Annotated in this window: 18 protein-coding genes; 1 reads left to right on the top strand and 17 read right to left on the bottom strand. The window is 43.2% G+C overall.

From position 1 onward, the window contains the following. Window positions 1–48: 48 nt before the first annotated feature. The 15 genes from QNH29_RS06220 to QNH29_RS06150 form a co-directional block, all read right to left on the bottom strand. On the bottom strand, window positions 49–1,008 hold the full coding sequence (locus QNH29_RS06220) for a toprim domain-containing protein (protein WP_283863949.1): 960 nt from the start codon (window positions 1,006–1,008) through the stop codon (window positions 49–51). 230 nt (window positions 1,009–1,238) lie between these two features. Then, a complete protein-coding gene (locus QNH29_RS06215; protein ID WP_283863948.1) occupies window positions 1,239–2,591 on the bottom strand; it encodes a DnaB-like helicase C-terminal domain-containing protein in 1,353 nt (450 codons plus the stop codon). A gap of 122 nt (window positions 2,592–2,713) precedes the next feature. Beyond that, window positions 2,714–2,971, bottom strand: coding sequence for a hypothetical protein (locus QNH29_RS06210; RefSeq protein WP_283863947.1), 258 nt, complete (start codon window positions 2,969–2,971; stop codon window positions 2,714–2,716). A 32-nt stretch (window positions 2,972–3,003) separates the two neighbouring features. Beyond that, window positions 3,004–3,204, bottom strand: coding sequence for a hypothetical protein (locus QNH29_RS06205; protein ID WP_283863946.1), 201 nt, complete (start codon window positions 3,202–3,204; stop codon window positions 3,004–3,006). A gap of 66 nt (window positions 3,205–3,270) precedes the next feature. Next, a complete protein-coding gene (locus QNH29_RS06200; protein WP_283863945.1) occupies window positions 3,271–3,831 on the bottom strand; it encodes a hypothetical protein in 561 nt (186 codons plus the stop codon). After that, a complete protein-coding gene (locus tag QNH29_RS06195; RefSeq protein ID WP_283863944.1) occupies window positions 3,828–4,760 on the bottom strand; it encodes an HNH endonuclease in 933 nt (310 codons plus the stop codon). Before QNH29_RS06195 ends, QNH29_RS06200 begins: the two co-directional genes overlap by 4 nt. 4 nt (window positions 4,761–4,764) lie before the next feature. Then, window positions 4,765–5,523 carry a P-loop NTPase family protein gene (locus QNH29_RS06190; RefSeq protein WP_283863943.1) on the bottom strand — a complete coding sequence of 253 codons (759 nt, stop codon included), beginning with the start codon at window positions 5,521–5,523 and terminating at the stop codon, window positions 4,765–4,767. Window positions 5,524–5,538: 15 nt separating this feature from the next. Beyond that, window positions 5,539–5,928, bottom strand: a complete 390-nt coding sequence (locus tag QNH29_RS06185; RefSeq protein WP_283863942.1) for a hypothetical protein — start codon at window positions 5,926–5,928, stop codon at window positions 5,539–5,541. Beyond that, a complete protein-coding gene (locus QNH29_RS06180) occupies window positions 5,912–6,223 on the bottom strand; it encodes a hypothetical protein (RefSeq protein ID WP_283863941.1) in 312 nt (103 codons plus the stop codon). The genes QNH29_RS06185 and QNH29_RS06180 overlap by 17 nt, the downstream gene beginning before the upstream one ends. Next, entirely contained in the window at window positions 6,223–6,378 is a 156-nt protein-coding gene (locus tag QNH29_RS06175) for a hypothetical protein (protein WP_283863940.1), read from the bottom strand. The genes QNH29_RS06180 and QNH29_RS06175 overlap by 1 nt, the downstream gene beginning before the upstream one ends. A gap of 15 nt (window positions 6,379–6,393) precedes the next feature. Then, on the bottom strand, window positions 6,394–6,672 hold the full coding sequence (locus QNH29_RS06170) for a DUF2314 domain-containing protein (RefSeq protein ID WP_283863939.1): 279 nt from the start codon (window positions 6,670–6,672) through the stop codon (window positions 6,394–6,396). After that, a complete protein-coding gene (locus QNH29_RS06165) occupies window positions 6,673–7,242 on the bottom strand; it encodes a hypothetical protein (RefSeq protein ID WP_283863938.1) in 570 nt (189 codons plus the stop codon). Beyond that, the gene (locus tag QNH29_RS06160) at window positions 7,243–8,019 is read right to left on the bottom strand and encodes a hypothetical protein (protein ID WP_283863937.1); all 777 of its coding nucleotides are present in this window, start codon (window positions 8,017–8,019) and stop codon (window positions 7,243–7,245) included. A gap of 166 nt (window positions 8,020–8,185) precedes the next feature. Further along, entirely contained in the window at window positions 8,186–8,566 is a 381-nt protein-coding gene (locus QNH29_RS06155; RefSeq protein ID WP_283863936.1) for a helix-turn-helix domain-containing protein, read from the bottom strand. A gap of 129 nt (window positions 8,567–8,695) precedes the next feature. Beyond that, on the bottom strand, window positions 8,696–8,863 hold the full coding sequence (locus QNH29_RS06150) for a hypothetical protein (protein ID WP_283863935.1): 168 nt from the start codon (window positions 8,861–8,863) through the stop codon (window positions 8,696–8,698). Window positions 8,864–8,960: 97 nt separating this feature from the next. On the opposite strand from QNH29_RS06150, the gene QNH29_RS06145 reads away from it, so the two are divergent. Continuing rightward, complete coding sequence (locus QNH29_RS06145; protein ID WP_283863934.1) at window positions 8,961–10,508, top strand: recombinase family protein; 1,548 nt, start codon at window positions 8,961–8,963, stop codon at window positions 10,506–10,508. Here the strand turns inward: QNH29_RS06145 and yhbH are convergent. Beyond that, window positions 10,505–11,677 (bottom strand): sporulation protein YhbH, encoded by a 1,173-nt coding sequence (gene yhbH, locus QNH29_RS06140; protein WP_283863933.1) that lies wholly within the window; start codon window positions 11,675–11,677, stop codon window positions 10,505–10,507. The genes QNH29_RS06145 and yhbH overlap by 4 nt on opposite strands. A 298-nt stretch (window positions 11,678–11,975) precedes the next feature. Next, window positions 11,976–13,871: a PrkA family serine protein kinase gene (locus QNH29_RS06135; RefSeq protein WP_283863932.1), complete on the bottom strand. Its 1,896-nt coding sequence runs from the start codon at window positions 13,869–13,871 to the stop codon at window positions 11,976–11,978. Window positions 13,872–14,042 lie beyond the last annotated feature (171 nt).

Below are 14,042 nucleotides of genomic sequence, written 5' to 3'. Positions count from 1 at the left end.
CTGAGATGTTTTGCTAGACTAGTTTCTACGTCCTTTAACATTCTATATCTAATCCTTTCTATTACGTAAATTCACGTACATGAACGAAACGCCTTCCGACTTCTCGACGCTTTCCCTCAACGAATCAACTCCGTATTTCACCAACGCCTCATTCGCGTCCTTACAATCCGCTCTTATATACGCCTGCCTAATCCGTACATGTCCCCTCATTGCCGTCTCGATTTCCTTTCGCAGTTTGCCGCCTGCCTTGTCGTTATCACAACATACGATTAATTCCGAAATCTTCGATCGCAAAAGTATATCGCGTTTCCAATTGTTAAAACTTGCGCCGCCAACCGCCACCGCCGCATAGCCCACTTCCATCCAGCTCATCGCGTCAATCTCCGCCTCGCAGATAACGGTCGTGGCCTGCGCCTTTTCAATCCCGTATACCAGTTGGCGTATTGGCCACGCGTCCTTTGCATACCAAAACGTCTTGCCGTACGTTTTGCGATATTTCACGTTTGCCAGGACTACGTTTGCCAGGCGCCAAGGTATAACCGCCGCCTTTTGTTGCGTATCGTAAAGCACGCCCATTTGCCGCTGGACGCGCTCGCTGATACCGCGTTTCTTCATATAAGAATAATCTTCGGTGTACTTCGCTAAGATGTCCGTATTCAACGACTGCCTAACTCGCTGAATGCGTAGACTGACCGGTCGGATGACCACCGTTTCTGACTGTTCGTCTTGCCATCCGTACTCGCACCGCAGATACTCTTCCGTTTCCTCATACGTTTCATTTCGCAAAAACGAAAGCAATTTGACAAAGTTGCCGCTTCGCCATTCATCGTCATACGCTCCGGAATCCGACCATGTGCCTGCTGGATAGTCGCCGTATTGCTCGAGGCGCACGAAAAAGGATGGCGAGTGATCGTAACGGAACGGACTGGCTGCGATTAGTTTATCGGTCGACCAGCGAGGTTTAATCCACGAGTACTTTTCGAGTTCCGCGCGAATGTCGATATCCATGTTGTTCCTCCTTTATAATATTTATACTACGGATTGTTTGACAAATATGTCGTAATATGTCTCATTGAGGCGAAATTGTGAAAATTAGCACGTTCACAAAATTCACAATCGTGACTTTAGTACCGAAACCTTTTTAATTAAGAGATTAAACTAATTAAATTAATCTAATTGTAATATTGTTTGTGAAATGTGTATAGGGGCATAAAGTGTCGAATCGTGTCGGATTGCGACTAAAAGTCGAATTGTTTTGCAACTTCTTCGCCAGTCGCCACCTCGCGAACAATTCCAAAGTTAGGAAGATATAGCACCTCGACCTGCGTACCCTCGCCGCCATTCCTCCCTTTGCCAATCTCGATAATACCGGCGCCATCCAACGTATCAATACCGAATACATTCGCCGCGTCCTCGAGCACTGCTTTCGTCTTCTTAATTTCGGCACGCTTTGGCGGTCTGAGCTCGCGATTCCCCTCATCGTCGCGGTCATCCTTAACTTCATCCGCCTGCGTAATAACGTGAATCACTGCGCCCGTCAGACCCGCTAAACGACGTATTCTTTTGCTCGTATTTGCAACGTCCCCACCAGCGACTTTCGACGTGTTCGCCTCGTAGTCCATAAGGTAGATGGGATCAACGACAACGACGTCAGCCTTTGTCGCGAGAATGTCCGCCTCCAACTGCTTGATATCGCGATTGAAGAAGTCGACATCGTCCGCAGCTCGGACGGTAATATTGCCGGGCAAGTGTTCGCCCTCCGCCATTTGCAATAGGAACACTTCGAAGCCAGCCTCAAATTCGTCCGATAACTTGCCGGTTAACAACGCTTTATTTTCGAAACCTGCCTCGTAATCCACTCCGTCAATATTGGCGTTGACGATGCCCGCCCTGGCGCTGATTGACGAGTATGCCCGTGCCATCCATTCGAATCGCGACATTTCCATCGCCCAGACTAAAACGTTTGCGCCTTGTGCCGCCGCTTCGATTGCTTCCTCCATCGTAAAGACGGATTTACCGCGACCTGATCGTCCGTGCCAAGTGTACATATTCCCGCTGAGGTATCCGCCTATTTGTTCGTTAATGCCGGCGAACTTGGACTTCCAAATCTTAAACGACTCGCCAGCCTTGCGCTTGCGGTATTCTTCGAGGAAAGACTCGGCGTCCTTCTTGATGTCCGTTCCTATTTTCGAACTAGTGTTCGTATTAATCTTAATACTTTCGACCTCAGATTGCAACCATTCGAACAACTTAAATATATCTTTTTGTCCGACTGTTTCGAATTGTTTGCCGAGCTTGCCGTTTACCAGTTCCGCAAATTGCACTTTTGCCGAGTGCTTCTTGATTTCTTTCGCCAGATATTCGTAGCTGTCGCCTACTTGCGGCGTGTAATTGAAGTCGGGACACTGCGCCGTTACTTCAGCGTAACTCGGCGCTTGCCCACGATTCTTATCGGCGTACTCGGTTACAAAACGGAAGACGTGCCTATCGCCTTCCGTCGGTAAATCCTTCGCGGTTATGCCGTAGCGCGTAAGGACTGCAACGTCGTTCGCGTCAATCACTTTTGAGAATAGTAGTTGCGCATGGTGCATTCGCTCACCTCCGTAAATTTTTATATTAGCACAGTTTCGTATGGTAAATAATAGGGGAATTCCCTTAGATTACGCTTTCACCGTTTTATTTCGCAATTTATCCGTATATCGAACTAACAGATTCACTTATTACCTAAACTTTCTAAGGTTTCCTTTGCTACTAATATTGCATGCTCGTAGGAATTGATTTCTCCAACTTCTGCTATTTCTTTTAATGTCTCCTTTAATAATGCACACTCCTTGTGCAACTTCTGAATCATTAACCCTTGTGCTTCCCACTTTGATTTTAATAATTCATTATCTGCCTTTAATAGTTCTCTTTCTTTTTCCTTTTCAAGAAGCTGATTTAATTGATACTTAACTTCCTCTGTATGTTCCATTAACATATCCCCTTTCTTTACGTAGCCCATCCTTAGTTAATGAAGTATACACCGACACCTAAAACAGAAGTACCCAAAAGCATCCAAGCAGGAACCACAAATGAGCTCCAGGTCCATTCGTTAAATTCCCTCTTATTACTTATGAAAAAGTATAACGATAGTAATATGTTAAAAATCGTTCCTATAAAGAGTGAACCGAATAAGCCGTTTAGAAATGCTTGTAAAATTTCCATTTTCACTTCTCCTTATTGAATTAAATATTTTTTATGCTGTTCTCGCTTCCGTTCTACTCCGACTTACTAATCGTTGTCAACAAGTTTCATTAACTCCGCCTCTACCGCAAACAAACGGTCACCGTAGCTCTCATCATTAGTCTTATCGAGCATCTTACGATTCCACTGCGCAATCTCTAGCAAGTTATTAATCTGCGCTTCTCGTTCATTGCGTGCCGCCTTGCGCTCCTCCGCCTCTTTCGCGCTTAACTCCCTCGGTGTCGGCTTGCGTTCTGATTTCGCCATATTCGTCACACCTCCGGTATAATTTGAAATATCAATCATCCAATCGCTTAAATCTACCGCCGGCAATGGCTCGTTATATTCCGGTGGATTCTCCGCCAAATAAGCGCTCGCATGGTCCGCATCAGTCACAAACTCGACATCCTCTCCGTCAGCCTCCAAAAACTCGCCAGTCACGGCGTCCAGGACTTCATAGACCACTTCGTTATACGCCTCTTCCGGCAGGCAATTCCGGATTAACTGGTAACCGATTACCATAAAGAATCGCCCATCGTAGCCATCGACGGTCACTAGGTCGCCATGGTCTGCAGGTATCTCAAACTCGAATTCTTCGCCTTCTCTCATTCGGACGCCTCCTTTAACCATTCCACAAACTGAGATTCTGTATTGTCCTTATTGCTATAGCGCGAGTGGAATTTTCTATGACAAGTTTCGCACAGTGTAGCGCCGTTACTGACGTCATAACGACGTTCAACGCACCAAGCAAAACCGTCTTTATGATGAGCGTTTAAATTTCCTCCGCGATCATCTCCGCACTTCACACACGTATAATTATCACGTTCATATACCGCTTTTCTCCACGCGTGAATTTCTGCATCATATCGTCTATCCTTCGCTCGTGTTTCGTCAGAAAGGTCGTGGTTATAATGAACGCTTAATTTACCTCGACTATTTTCAATCGCACAATACGAACACCTGTGTCCACCTTTTAAACTACTAATTGTTATTCGTGTCTCTTTCTCAGGGTGTTTTGGGCAAATATACCTCATTGGAATATTTGAGTTTACGTAAACTAACTCGGCTAATTCGTACCCACGATCGTGGAATATTTGTCTTGCGGTTTCAATTCCTAGCCTTGTTTTATCAGCAGCACAATATTTACACCCACCACCGGCTTTTAGATCAGAGATTCTTATTTTTAGTGGGTGCTCTGGATGTATAAGGCACACATACTTCAACGGTTCGTGAGCGTTTATATAGTGACTCAGTAATTTATATCCCCGGTTTTCAAACTCTTTCACTACTTCCGTTTCCGGCGTTCTCTGCTCGAAAGCCATTTTCTTTAAATTTTCGAACTTTCTTTCTTCTCCGCAAAATTTGCAACCATGTCCTGTAATCAAATCGTTGAACCTAATTCCTTGTTCAGCATCGTTATGAATCTTGCATTTGTACCGTAGTTTTTGTTTATTGTTTTTATACTCACCGTCTAAAAGAATATAATTTCTATCCGTAAACTCCTTTAGAACTTCCGCATACGTGCGTCGTGCCGGCATCTGACTACCTCCTTCCTCGTTTTGACGAACCACTGAACGCGAGCACAGCGCATTGATCCCTAACACGGTCATATAAACGTTGGTCAAAGACGGTCGCCATTTCTTCTATGGGTAAGTTGCTAGTAAAAATTGCCGGAAGAGCATTCGTCGTCCTTGCGTTTATAACCGAATGAAGGTCAGCCCTAAACGCAGTCGTTGCGTCGCGTACTCCCAAATCATCGCAGACAACGAAAGGTGCCGTCTTTGCCAAGTGCATTCGACGATAGTATTCGCGACTAGCTGGCTCAGCAACTTCTTTCGGAATGTTGCTACGGTTAAATTCGTTAAACAATGTCTGCCATTCATTTACGTCTAAAAAGTACACTGGTACTTGCGAAGGTTGCCTATTCCTACGCAATGACCCCAAGTAATGAGCGATAAGCCATTCGTTTAGGACCGCTATTGCCGTAGTGGTCTTGCCTGTTCCAGGACTTTCCGAAAATAAAAACAAACTTTTAATCCTGTCGCCGTCCGGTTCAAACTGTCGGTCGAATGTCGCCACGTATTTTTCGAGTGTTCCGTAAATCTTCGCTTGACTTTCGCGAGCTGGCGATGTTGCTAATGTTAGCAGGCGATAGTCGGCCGGTGTATTCGCGTTGGCGACTCGACCGCCTTTTCCGCTGTAGCCGTGCATTGCGATAAAATGTCCGCATGATCGGTTACATTCCGCGCTGCCTGCGAGTTTGCACCGCGATGATAAAATACAATTATTTGCGTGTGTCATTCGATTCCTCCTTCCTTATAACCAATCGTCAATCCCTTCCGTTTCCTCGACCGCCTGCTTAACGTACTGCTTCCGCTTGCTCTCCGCCAGGACCCTCGCCCATACATCCGTCTTCCATTTCCAAAACCATGTAAAGCTAACGGTCGGCCATTGCGGAGTACAGCGATGAATCCGGAGACATTCGTCAATAAACGCTTTGACTACTTCAGGCTCATACTTGCGAGGCTTGGCGTTCTTTCCTTTCGTTCCAATCAGCGTACCAATCAGTCCGCGCTCGACTTGCCAGTTACGTCCTGGCGGTGTGTATTCCGTGCCATATGTGGCGCTGTGCCTGTCGCAAAGATATGCGATAAAGTCATTGGTAGTCCAATTTGCGACGGGCTTTTCGTTATAGGTTGCCATCATTCTCATCAACTCCATTTATTTCGTTTTTGCAATCCCGCAGATAAGCTTCGTGCATGTATAACGCAAACTTTATATCCGTAGAAACTTCGTTAATTACTCTGCGCTCAGAACTGTCGTACTCTTCGAGAATATCGTTAGCAACTTTCTTTAACCGCTCAATCTCCGCAAGCAATTTCGGCACGTCTTTGCGAGCGTGGAATCGCATCACTGAGTCGCTATGACTTCCAAGCCCATCGCGTTCAGCCGCCTCCACTCGCTTGCGAATTTCTGTTAAATGTTCGTCAGTTAATCGCATTATGCGTTCACTCCTTCAATTTTGATTCCGAGTAGTTTCAGCGTTTCCTTGACGCCGTCGATGGTTCCGAGCGTGTATTCATCGGGCTCGCTTTCGGATAGATAGCGTAGATACTTCGTTATGGTTGCGATAAGGGCCGGTGAGAGTTCGGTCATGCGTTTCGCCTCCTTTCACATTATGCTGAGAATATGCTTCGAATTAAACTTTACGATATCTCTGTACTTAACAGTACTTAGTCCGAATGGCTGATTGTCCAATATTCCACGAAATTCATCGCCTTTAGTGCTGATTATGTTTACCCACATTCTTTCGGAATAAAGTCCGTCTTCCTCGAAGCAGAGTTTTACCAAATCACCCGGTTTTAGCGTTTTGATTTCGGCTCTTGACGGAATTTCAAATGTTTCGGGATACTTCCTGTTTTGTAATCTTGCATTCATTAATTTATACATTTAGTTCGCCTCCTCGTACTGGATTTCCGCTAGTGCGGTGAGCATCGGTCCGTACCCTCGATTGAATAGCGTATTTACCCACGAAATAGAGTAATATTTTTTGAAACCTTCCAGAAATTCTTTTTCATGCGCTTCAACATCAAAGCCGGTTAATTGAAATAACTGATCGTATAGAGGAAGGTAATCTTGAAAACTCGTTTTTCTTCGACCGTTTGCGCGAGCGATTTTAGTCATAATAGAACGATTATGCTTCCTTAGGGTTTCGATAGGAAGACGTTCGAGTGACGCGACTTTTTCTTCTAGAGGAGATAATTTCTCATTACTCGCAGCAGGACTGCTTAAACTGTTCTTTAATGTATCGATTACGAAGTTCAACTTCTCCTCTAAAACATTTAGGCGTTCATTTGAAGCACCGACCACATTCGCCAAGCCGCTTACTAATTCTGATACACCGGACTGCTGTGCGACAATGCCCATAATGAATTCTTTATCACCTACTAACGCCATTTTTCCGTTTTTAACATTTTTTATAGTGAAACTTTCATTTTTCACTGCCAATTGATTTGTCATCTACATTCCCTCCATTTCGATTATTACGTCACCTTGACGGGTAAACTGTAATTCTTTTCGTACTTGTGTCGCGAAACTAATTAAAGCGTCAAAACTTTTTTCGTACTCATCGCGCGATATTTCGTTCATGCTCGCAAATGTCGTTTTGTAATTCTGCAAATATGCGTAACTCTGAAGTAATCTTCGAACAGTCGTGGAAAATTCCAATGCCGTTCCGTTAATTTCTGTACTTGTATCTATGCGATGAATACCCTCTTGTGTTTGTTCTTCTTGTGTATTTACGAAGGCTTGCCTAATGCTTTCGTAATCTTGTTCGGCTCGTTTGCGTCGTTCTTGTTCGTCTCTTAAACGTTGCTCCAATTCGCGATATTCCTTTAATGTTTTAATGTCACCGTTTAATACCGCTTGCTTGGCTTGGCGTTTCTCCTCCGTTGATTCAGCGGAAGGCTTGGCGATTTCATACGTTAGGGAAACGGGGAGGTCCTCGAGCAAGTATTTTTGTTCGTAACAATTTGTTACCAACGTATAGCGCTGAATCAACCTATTAGCCTGCATTTTATTAAATCCGATTGACTCACACCACTTTTCAAAACAGCCGTATCCATTCTTCGAAAGCCGTTCCTGAGCTTCCTTTAGTTCGCGCCCTAATTCCGTATATGCCTTGCCGACAATCTCACGCATATTCGATTCTTTCTTACGAAGGAACTCCGCAGTTGAGCCGTCTAACATTTCGTATCTAAATTGAACGGAATCACCGCCTTTCAATGTTTCGCTCATTTTTCTTCCTCCTTATATATCGCATATTCCTTTTTCGCATAATCTTTTAATCTTATCGTCGTAGCGATAGATAGTGTTTTTCTATCTAGCGCAATGTTTAGTATAGTAATTGCGTATAGTTAAATGAGTATAGTTCGTCTATCTATTTTGGTACCGGGTGAGGGTATCAGTTTGAACCCCCGGATTCATCCGCTGAGGTCACTTTAACTTTCGCCTCATATTCTGCAGAAGGATTAAGCAAGACGTACAGATTCGAAAGCTGACCGCTCTCATTGCTTTTGCGCTCTTTAATATCGATCAATCGCAATTCCTTCAGTTTCTTTAACGCATTTCTTACCGTGTTCTCCGAGCAGCTACATTCCTTCGCCAATGTCTTTACCGATGGATACGACTTCTTCGTTGTATTGTCCGCATGCATACATAGCATTACGTAAACCAATTTGTCTGCTGTTTTATCGAGGTGTACTCTATCTTGAAGCACGACGTTGGTAACTTGCGTAAATTTCTTATCACGTAAATCGAGAACTCCGTAATTCTTTTCGTTCACCCTTACGCCTCCTTTCCATTTGATGACGCCCCTTCAAAAGCGCCTTACACTATATATGTCGCGCGACTTTTTCTTTTCGGACATTTTTCGAACAAAAAAAAATAACGTTGCAATTATCTGCACCGTCATTTAGTCGTGATTTCTATAGCAATCTTTTATCGCATCTCTAATTCGCTTTAATGTTGCGTTGCCTTTCTCCGTTTCCTTTTTTACCCAGTCCGTCTGTTCTTCTTCGGACATACTCCATATCGCTGAATGTACTATGACCGTTGAGTTTCCGAATTTGTATTCTTTCACGTCAATCACTCCCTACTTATAATGTCGCAGGATAATCGGAAATCGGACATTTACATTAGCGTGTATAGTCGGTTATAATTCGTATAGAGGTGATTAAATGAGCCGTCCTAGCGACCTTAGTATTTATATTTATTTACGTAAAAGTCGAAAAGACCTCGAGGAAGAAAAGAAAGCGAGCGAACTCGGAGAAACTTACGACACACTCGAACGCCATCGTAACAACCTATTTGCAGTCGCGAAAAAGGAACGTCATAACATAGTCCATATATATGAAGAAGTCGTTTCGGGTGAGTCGGTATCAGAACGCCCCGAAGTCCAGAAGATGATTCGTGATATGGAAGCCGGAGCAGCCGACGCAGTTCTCGTTATGGACTTAGACCGACTTGGACGCGGTGATATGCTCGATCAAGGTTTACTCGACCGTGCTTTCCGGTATTCAGGCACGAAAATCATTACGCCGAGCGAAGTCTATGATCCGGAATCAGAAACATGGGAACTCGTTTTTGGGATCAAGTCGCTAGTCGCTCGTGAGGAACTTAAAGCAATTACCCGGCGTATGCAGCGCGGACGTGTAGCTTCAGCAGGCGAAGGCAAGTCGATTACAAAAGTGCCGCCGTATGGCTACATTCGAAACGCGGACCTAAAACTTGAGCCGGACATCGAGACCGCGTGGGTCGTTAAGAAAATATTCGAAATGATGAGCGCAGGCCATGGGCGCCAGGCTGTTGCGCAAGAATTGGACAGGCTCGGAATAAAGCCGCCTAATAAAAAGCGCGACACATGGTCGCCGAGCTCGATTACCGCAATTGTTAAAAACGAGGCATATATCGGAAATATCGTATGGGGGCAAGTTAAGCACGTTAAGCGAAACGGAAAGTACAAGAAAATAAAACAGCCGCGCACTAAATGGACGATTAAAGAGAACGCACACGAACCGCTAGTATCGCCAGAACTTTTCGAGGCAGCTAATCGAGCGCATACGGGCCGCTTTCGTCCATCGCATAATATTTCGAAGGGATTATCGAACCCACTTGCCGGAATTCTAAAATGCGAAGTATGCGGTTATTCCATGCTATTCCAGCCGCGACCAACCCGGCCTAACGATGCCATCCGATGCATCCAGCCGTCGTGTAAAGGGATTCAAAAAGGAGCCGCGTTCAGTACCGTTGAGCACCGCTTATTAGAAGGACTCGCAGCAATAGCGAAGAAAATAGAGGAAAGTATTAGTAACGATGAACCGAACGACAGCACCGACGCGCCATATAAACATTTACTAATCGACAAAAAACAAGGCGATATCAAGGAGCTCGTTGCGCAGAAAAGTAAGTTACACGATTTACTAGAACGAGGAGTTTACGACATTGATACGTTCCTTGAGCGCCAGCAGAATGTATCGCAACGGATCGATGAACTACAAGGAGAAGTCCGCAACATTCAAGACGAGATTCAAAAAGAGGAATTGCGCAAGAATAGTACCGACGATTTCCTGCCGCACTTAAAATCGGTCCTCGAAGCGTATGAAGATGCGGACATTGAACGGAAGAATGCGTTATTAAAAAGCGTGCTGGCTAAAGCGACATACCTTCGCAAAAAGGAATGGAAGAAGCCCGACGAATTTGTATTGCAATTATATCCGCTAATTTAAGAAGGTCGAGCGCCTTCTTTTTCTTTTGGAAAAAACGTCTGAAGCGCACGGATGATGTCCGACTTTTCTGTTAAGATATAATAACGGAACTTCTCGTTATCAATCCGCTCTAGGCCGGAAAAGAGTGTAGAGCGTCTACGGTTATACTGATTTACCTCTCCGTAACCAAACATGTTTGAAACTTTCATTAGTTCTTCAACCAGCTTGACGCAGCGAGCATTATCAGATGTTAGATTATCGCCATCAGAAAAGTGGAATGGATAAATGTTGAATTTGCGCGGGTTGTATTTGGCGTCAATAATTTCTAAGGCTTTTCGGTATGCAGAAGAGCAGATGGTTCCGCCGCTTTCACCCTTGGAGAAGAAATCCTCCTCGGAAACAACCTTAGCTTCTGTATGATGAGCAATGAATTCTATTTCAACAGTTTCATATTTAGTCCGTAAGAAACGAGTCATCCAGAAGAAGAAACTTCTCGCCATATACTTCTCCCATATACCCATGGATCCACTCGTATCCATCATGGCAATCACGACTGCTTTGGAGTCTGGTTTAATGACTTCATTCCAGGTTTTAAATTTTAAATCTTCTTTATAAATAGGATGGAATGCAGGTTTCCCTGTCATTGCATTTCTTTTAAATGCCGACATCATGGTACGCTTTTTATCAATATTACCCATTAGTCCTGTTTTACGTATATCATTGAATTCAATGTTTTCTACTAAATGTTCCTGTTCTTCTTTTCTTTTTAGATTTGGCAGCTCTAGTTGTTTAAACAATGCTTCCTCTAATTCCATTAACGAAACTTCAGCTTCAAAGTAATCTTCACCGGCCTGATCTCCTGCGCCTTGCCCTTTTCCCGGACCTTTTTGCTGACTTGATCCGTCCCGAGCAATTACGTCACCTACTTGGCTTTCACCGTCACCTTGGCCCACGTGTTTGTTTTTGTCATAATTGTAGCGGATTTTGTATTCGTCGAGTGAACGAATAGGAATTTTCACTACATCGCGTCCATTGGACATAATGATGCTTTCTTCTGTAATTAAGTCAGGAAGATTGTTTCGAATTGCCTCCTGGACCTTTTCTTGATGCCTTTGCTGGTCATCGTGGCCTTTACGGTGGAGGGACCAATCTTCTCTTGAAATCACAAATTGATGGTTATTGTCAGACAATGTAAACCCCTCCTTATGAATTTTTTTGTTCTTGAGTCACATTTTTTTTCAAATGTCATAAAATAACCCGAGTGTCAAAATACATATAATGTTGATTACTTTATCCTATGCAGAAGCCGCAAATAATTTACAAATTATTTTGACAATTAGGCTTGTGCTTTTAAAAATGGACGAGCATTGTTGTCTGTTTTGTGAAATAAGCTCAAGGCACTTCATTTTCGCTATCGGTTCATATTGAAAAAAACAGACTGGCAGATCGTTCCGCCAGTCCATGCTATTTTTCTAGGAAAATTCCTAATTAACGATTTAATAAGCTGCCAACATATCGAAGGAGTTCGTTTGCGGATGTTGAATTATAGCCGTGTTCGTCAATTAATCTAGCAACAACATCGTTTATTTTCTTTAATTGCTGTTCATCAGGTGTTTTGGAGGAAGTGGTAATCTTTACAACATCCTTAAGGTCAGCAAATAATTTCTTTTGAATCGCTTCCCTCAGCCTATCATGTGAGTTGTAGTCGAATCGTTTCCCTTTTCTTGCAAAGGCAGAGATTCGAATTAGGATTTCTTCCCTAAATGCTTTTTTGGCGTTTTCAGAAATACCAATTTGTTCTTCAATCGAACGCATTAGTTTTTCATCTGGATTGATTTCCTCACCTGTTAAAGGATCACGAAGCTTTGCTTTATTGCAATATGCCTCAACATTATCAAGATAATTGTCCATTAACGTTTTAGCCGACTCTTCATAGGAATAAACAAAGGCTTTTTGAACTTCATTCTTGGCAATATTATCATACTCTTTCCGCGCAACCGAAATATAATTCATATATCGCTCACGAAGTTCAGCTGTGATTGAAGGATGTTGATCCAAACCATCTTTTAATGATCTTAAGACATCCAAAGCATTAATAGATGGAACTTCTTTCCGTATGATCGTAGAGGAAATACGATTAATGACATAACGTGGATCAATTCCGCTCATACCTTCATCTGGGTACTCCTTCTTTAGCTCACTTACATCAACAGCATTAAAGCCTTCCACGTTTTCACCGTCATACAGACGCATCTTCTTTACTAAGTCAATATCACCTTTTTTAGGTTCTTTTAGACGAGTTAGAATCGTAAACATCGCCGCTACGCGTAATGTATGTGGTGCAATGTGCACATCAGATACATCACTTTCACGAATCATCTTTTCATAAATTCTCTCTTCCTGTGAAACTTTTAAATTATACGGAATCGGCATGACGATAATCCTAGAATGTAGTGCCTCATTTTTCTTGTTGGAGATAAATGAGCGATATTCCGTTTCGTTTGTATGAGCAACTATCAACTCATCAGCTGAAATCAACGCAAACCTTCCTGCTTTAAAGTTTCCTTCTTGTGTTAATGAAAGCAAATGCCATAAGAATTTTTCATCACATTTCAACATCTCTTGGAATTCCATCATTCCACGGTTTGCCTTATTCAGTTCTCCATCAAACCGGTAGGCACGCGGGTCTGATTCGGAACCAAATTCAGCTATCGTTGAAAAGTCAATGCTCCCTGTTAAATCGGCTATATCCTGTGATTTCGGATCGGATGGACTAAAGGTTCCAATTCCAGTTCGCTTATCTTCTGAGAAGAAGATTCTTTCTACTAAAACATCTTCAATCCTTCCACCATATTCCTGTTCCAAGCGCATCATGTTTAATGGAGAAAGGTTCCCATCAATTCGGATTCCATACTCTTCGTAAAAATCCGAGCGCAGATGATGCGGGATTAAATGAAGCGGGTCTTCATGCATTGGGCAGCCTTTAATGGCAAATACCGAGCCTCTATCCGTATGGGAATAGCCCTCTAACCCCCGTTTTAGCATGGTAACAAGAGTAGATTTCCCACCGCTTACTGGACCCATCAATAATAAAATCCTCTTTCTTACATCCAGTCGTTTAGCTGCAGGATGGAAGTATTCCTCAACAAGTCTTTCAAGCGACTCTTCTAACCCAAATAATTGATTACTAAAGAAATTGTAATGCTTTGTTCCTTTTACTTCCTCAATTCCAGAGTCTTTGATCATATTGTATACGCGTGAATGTGCAGATTGTGCTACCCATGGCTTCTCTTTTAACAACTGTAAATAATCAGCAAATGACCCTTCCCAACGGAGCTTTTCTTCTTCTTCTCGGAACATCTCAATTTTTTTTAGGATATCCATAAGGCCCTCCCCTGTAGCGTTATCAGAGACGATTAATATACTCTATGCACTTGGTCACTTGAACATGCGTATCGATGAATGATTCCTGCCTATCTTTTTTGTTTTAAGAAAAGAATGGAATATTGTGCTTTTCATTTCTTTAAGATAGGCTATAATAAAAGTATATGTGTC

The sequence above is a fragment of the Neobacillus sp. DY30 genome (assembly GCF_030123065.1).
Classification (GTDB): Bacteria; Bacillota; Bacilli; order Bacillales; family Cytobacillaceae; genus Neobacillus.
Note: the sequence above shows the minus strand (reverse complement) of the source record. Positions and strands in the feature narration are given on the sequence as shown.

What these genes read in the sequence shown, in the direction of transcription:
- QNH29_RS06170 (WP_283863939.1), bottom strand. Translation starts at nt 6,672, where the DNA reads ATGTATAAATTAATGAATGCAAGATTACAAAACAGGAAGTATCCCGAA.
- QNH29_RS06210 (WP_283863947.1), bottom strand. Translation starts at nt 2,971, where the DNA reads ATGGAACATACAGAGGAAGTTAAGTATCAATTAAATCAGCTTCTTGAA.
- QNH29_RS06175 (WP_283863940.1), bottom strand. Translation starts at nt 6,378, where the DNA reads ATGACCGAACTCTCACCGGCCCTTATCGCAACCATAACGAAGTATCTA.
- QNH29_RS06195 (WP_283863944.1), bottom strand. Translation starts at nt 4,760, where the DNA reads ATGCCGGCACGACGCACGTATGCGGAAGTTCTAAAGGAGTTTACGGAT.
- QNH29_RS06215 (WP_283863948.1), bottom strand. Translation starts at nt 2,591, where the DNA reads ATGCACCATGCGCAACTACTATTCTCAAAAGTGATTGACGCGAACGAC.
- QNH29_RS06160 (WP_283863937.1), bottom strand. Translation starts at nt 8,019, where the DNA reads ATGAGCGAAACATTGAAAGGCGGTGATTCCGTTCAATTTAGATACGAA.
- QNH29_RS06200 (WP_283863945.1), bottom strand. Translation starts at nt 3,831, where the DNA reads ATGAGAGAAGGCGAAGAATTCGAGTTTGAGATACCTGCAGACCATGGC.
- QNH29_RS06165 (WP_283863938.1), bottom strand. Translation starts at nt 7,242, where the DNA reads ATGACAAATCAATTGGCAGTGAAAAATGAAAGTTTCACTATAAAAAAT.
- QNH29_RS06185 (WP_283863942.1), bottom strand. Translation starts at nt 5,928, where the DNA reads ATGATGGCAACCTATAACGAAAAGCCCGTCGCAAATTGGACTACCAAT.
- QNH29_RS06135 (WP_283863932.1), bottom strand. Translation starts at nt 13,871, where the DNA reads ATGGATATCCTAAAAAAAATTGAGATGTTCCGAGAAGAAGAAGAAAAG.
- QNH29_RS06220 (WP_283863949.1), bottom strand. Translation starts at nt 1,008, where the DNA reads ATGGATATCGACATTCGCGCGGAACTCGAAAAGTACTCGTGGATTAAA.
- QNH29_RS06145 (WP_283863934.1), top strand. Translation starts at nt 8,961, where the DNA reads ATGAGCCGTCCTAGCGACCTTAGTATTTATATTTATTTACGTAAAAGT.
- QNH29_RS06205 (WP_283863946.1), bottom strand. Translation starts at nt 3,204, where the DNA reads ATGGAAATTTTACAAGCATTTCTAAACGGCTTATTCGGTTCACTCTTT.
- QNH29_RS06190 (WP_283863943.1), bottom strand. Translation starts at nt 5,523, where the DNA reads ATGACACACGCAAATAATTGTATTTTATCATCGCGGTGCAAACTCGCA.
- QNH29_RS06180 (WP_283863941.1), bottom strand. Translation starts at nt 6,223, where the DNA reads ATGCGATTAACTGACGAACATTTAACAGAAATTCGCAAGCGAGTGGAG.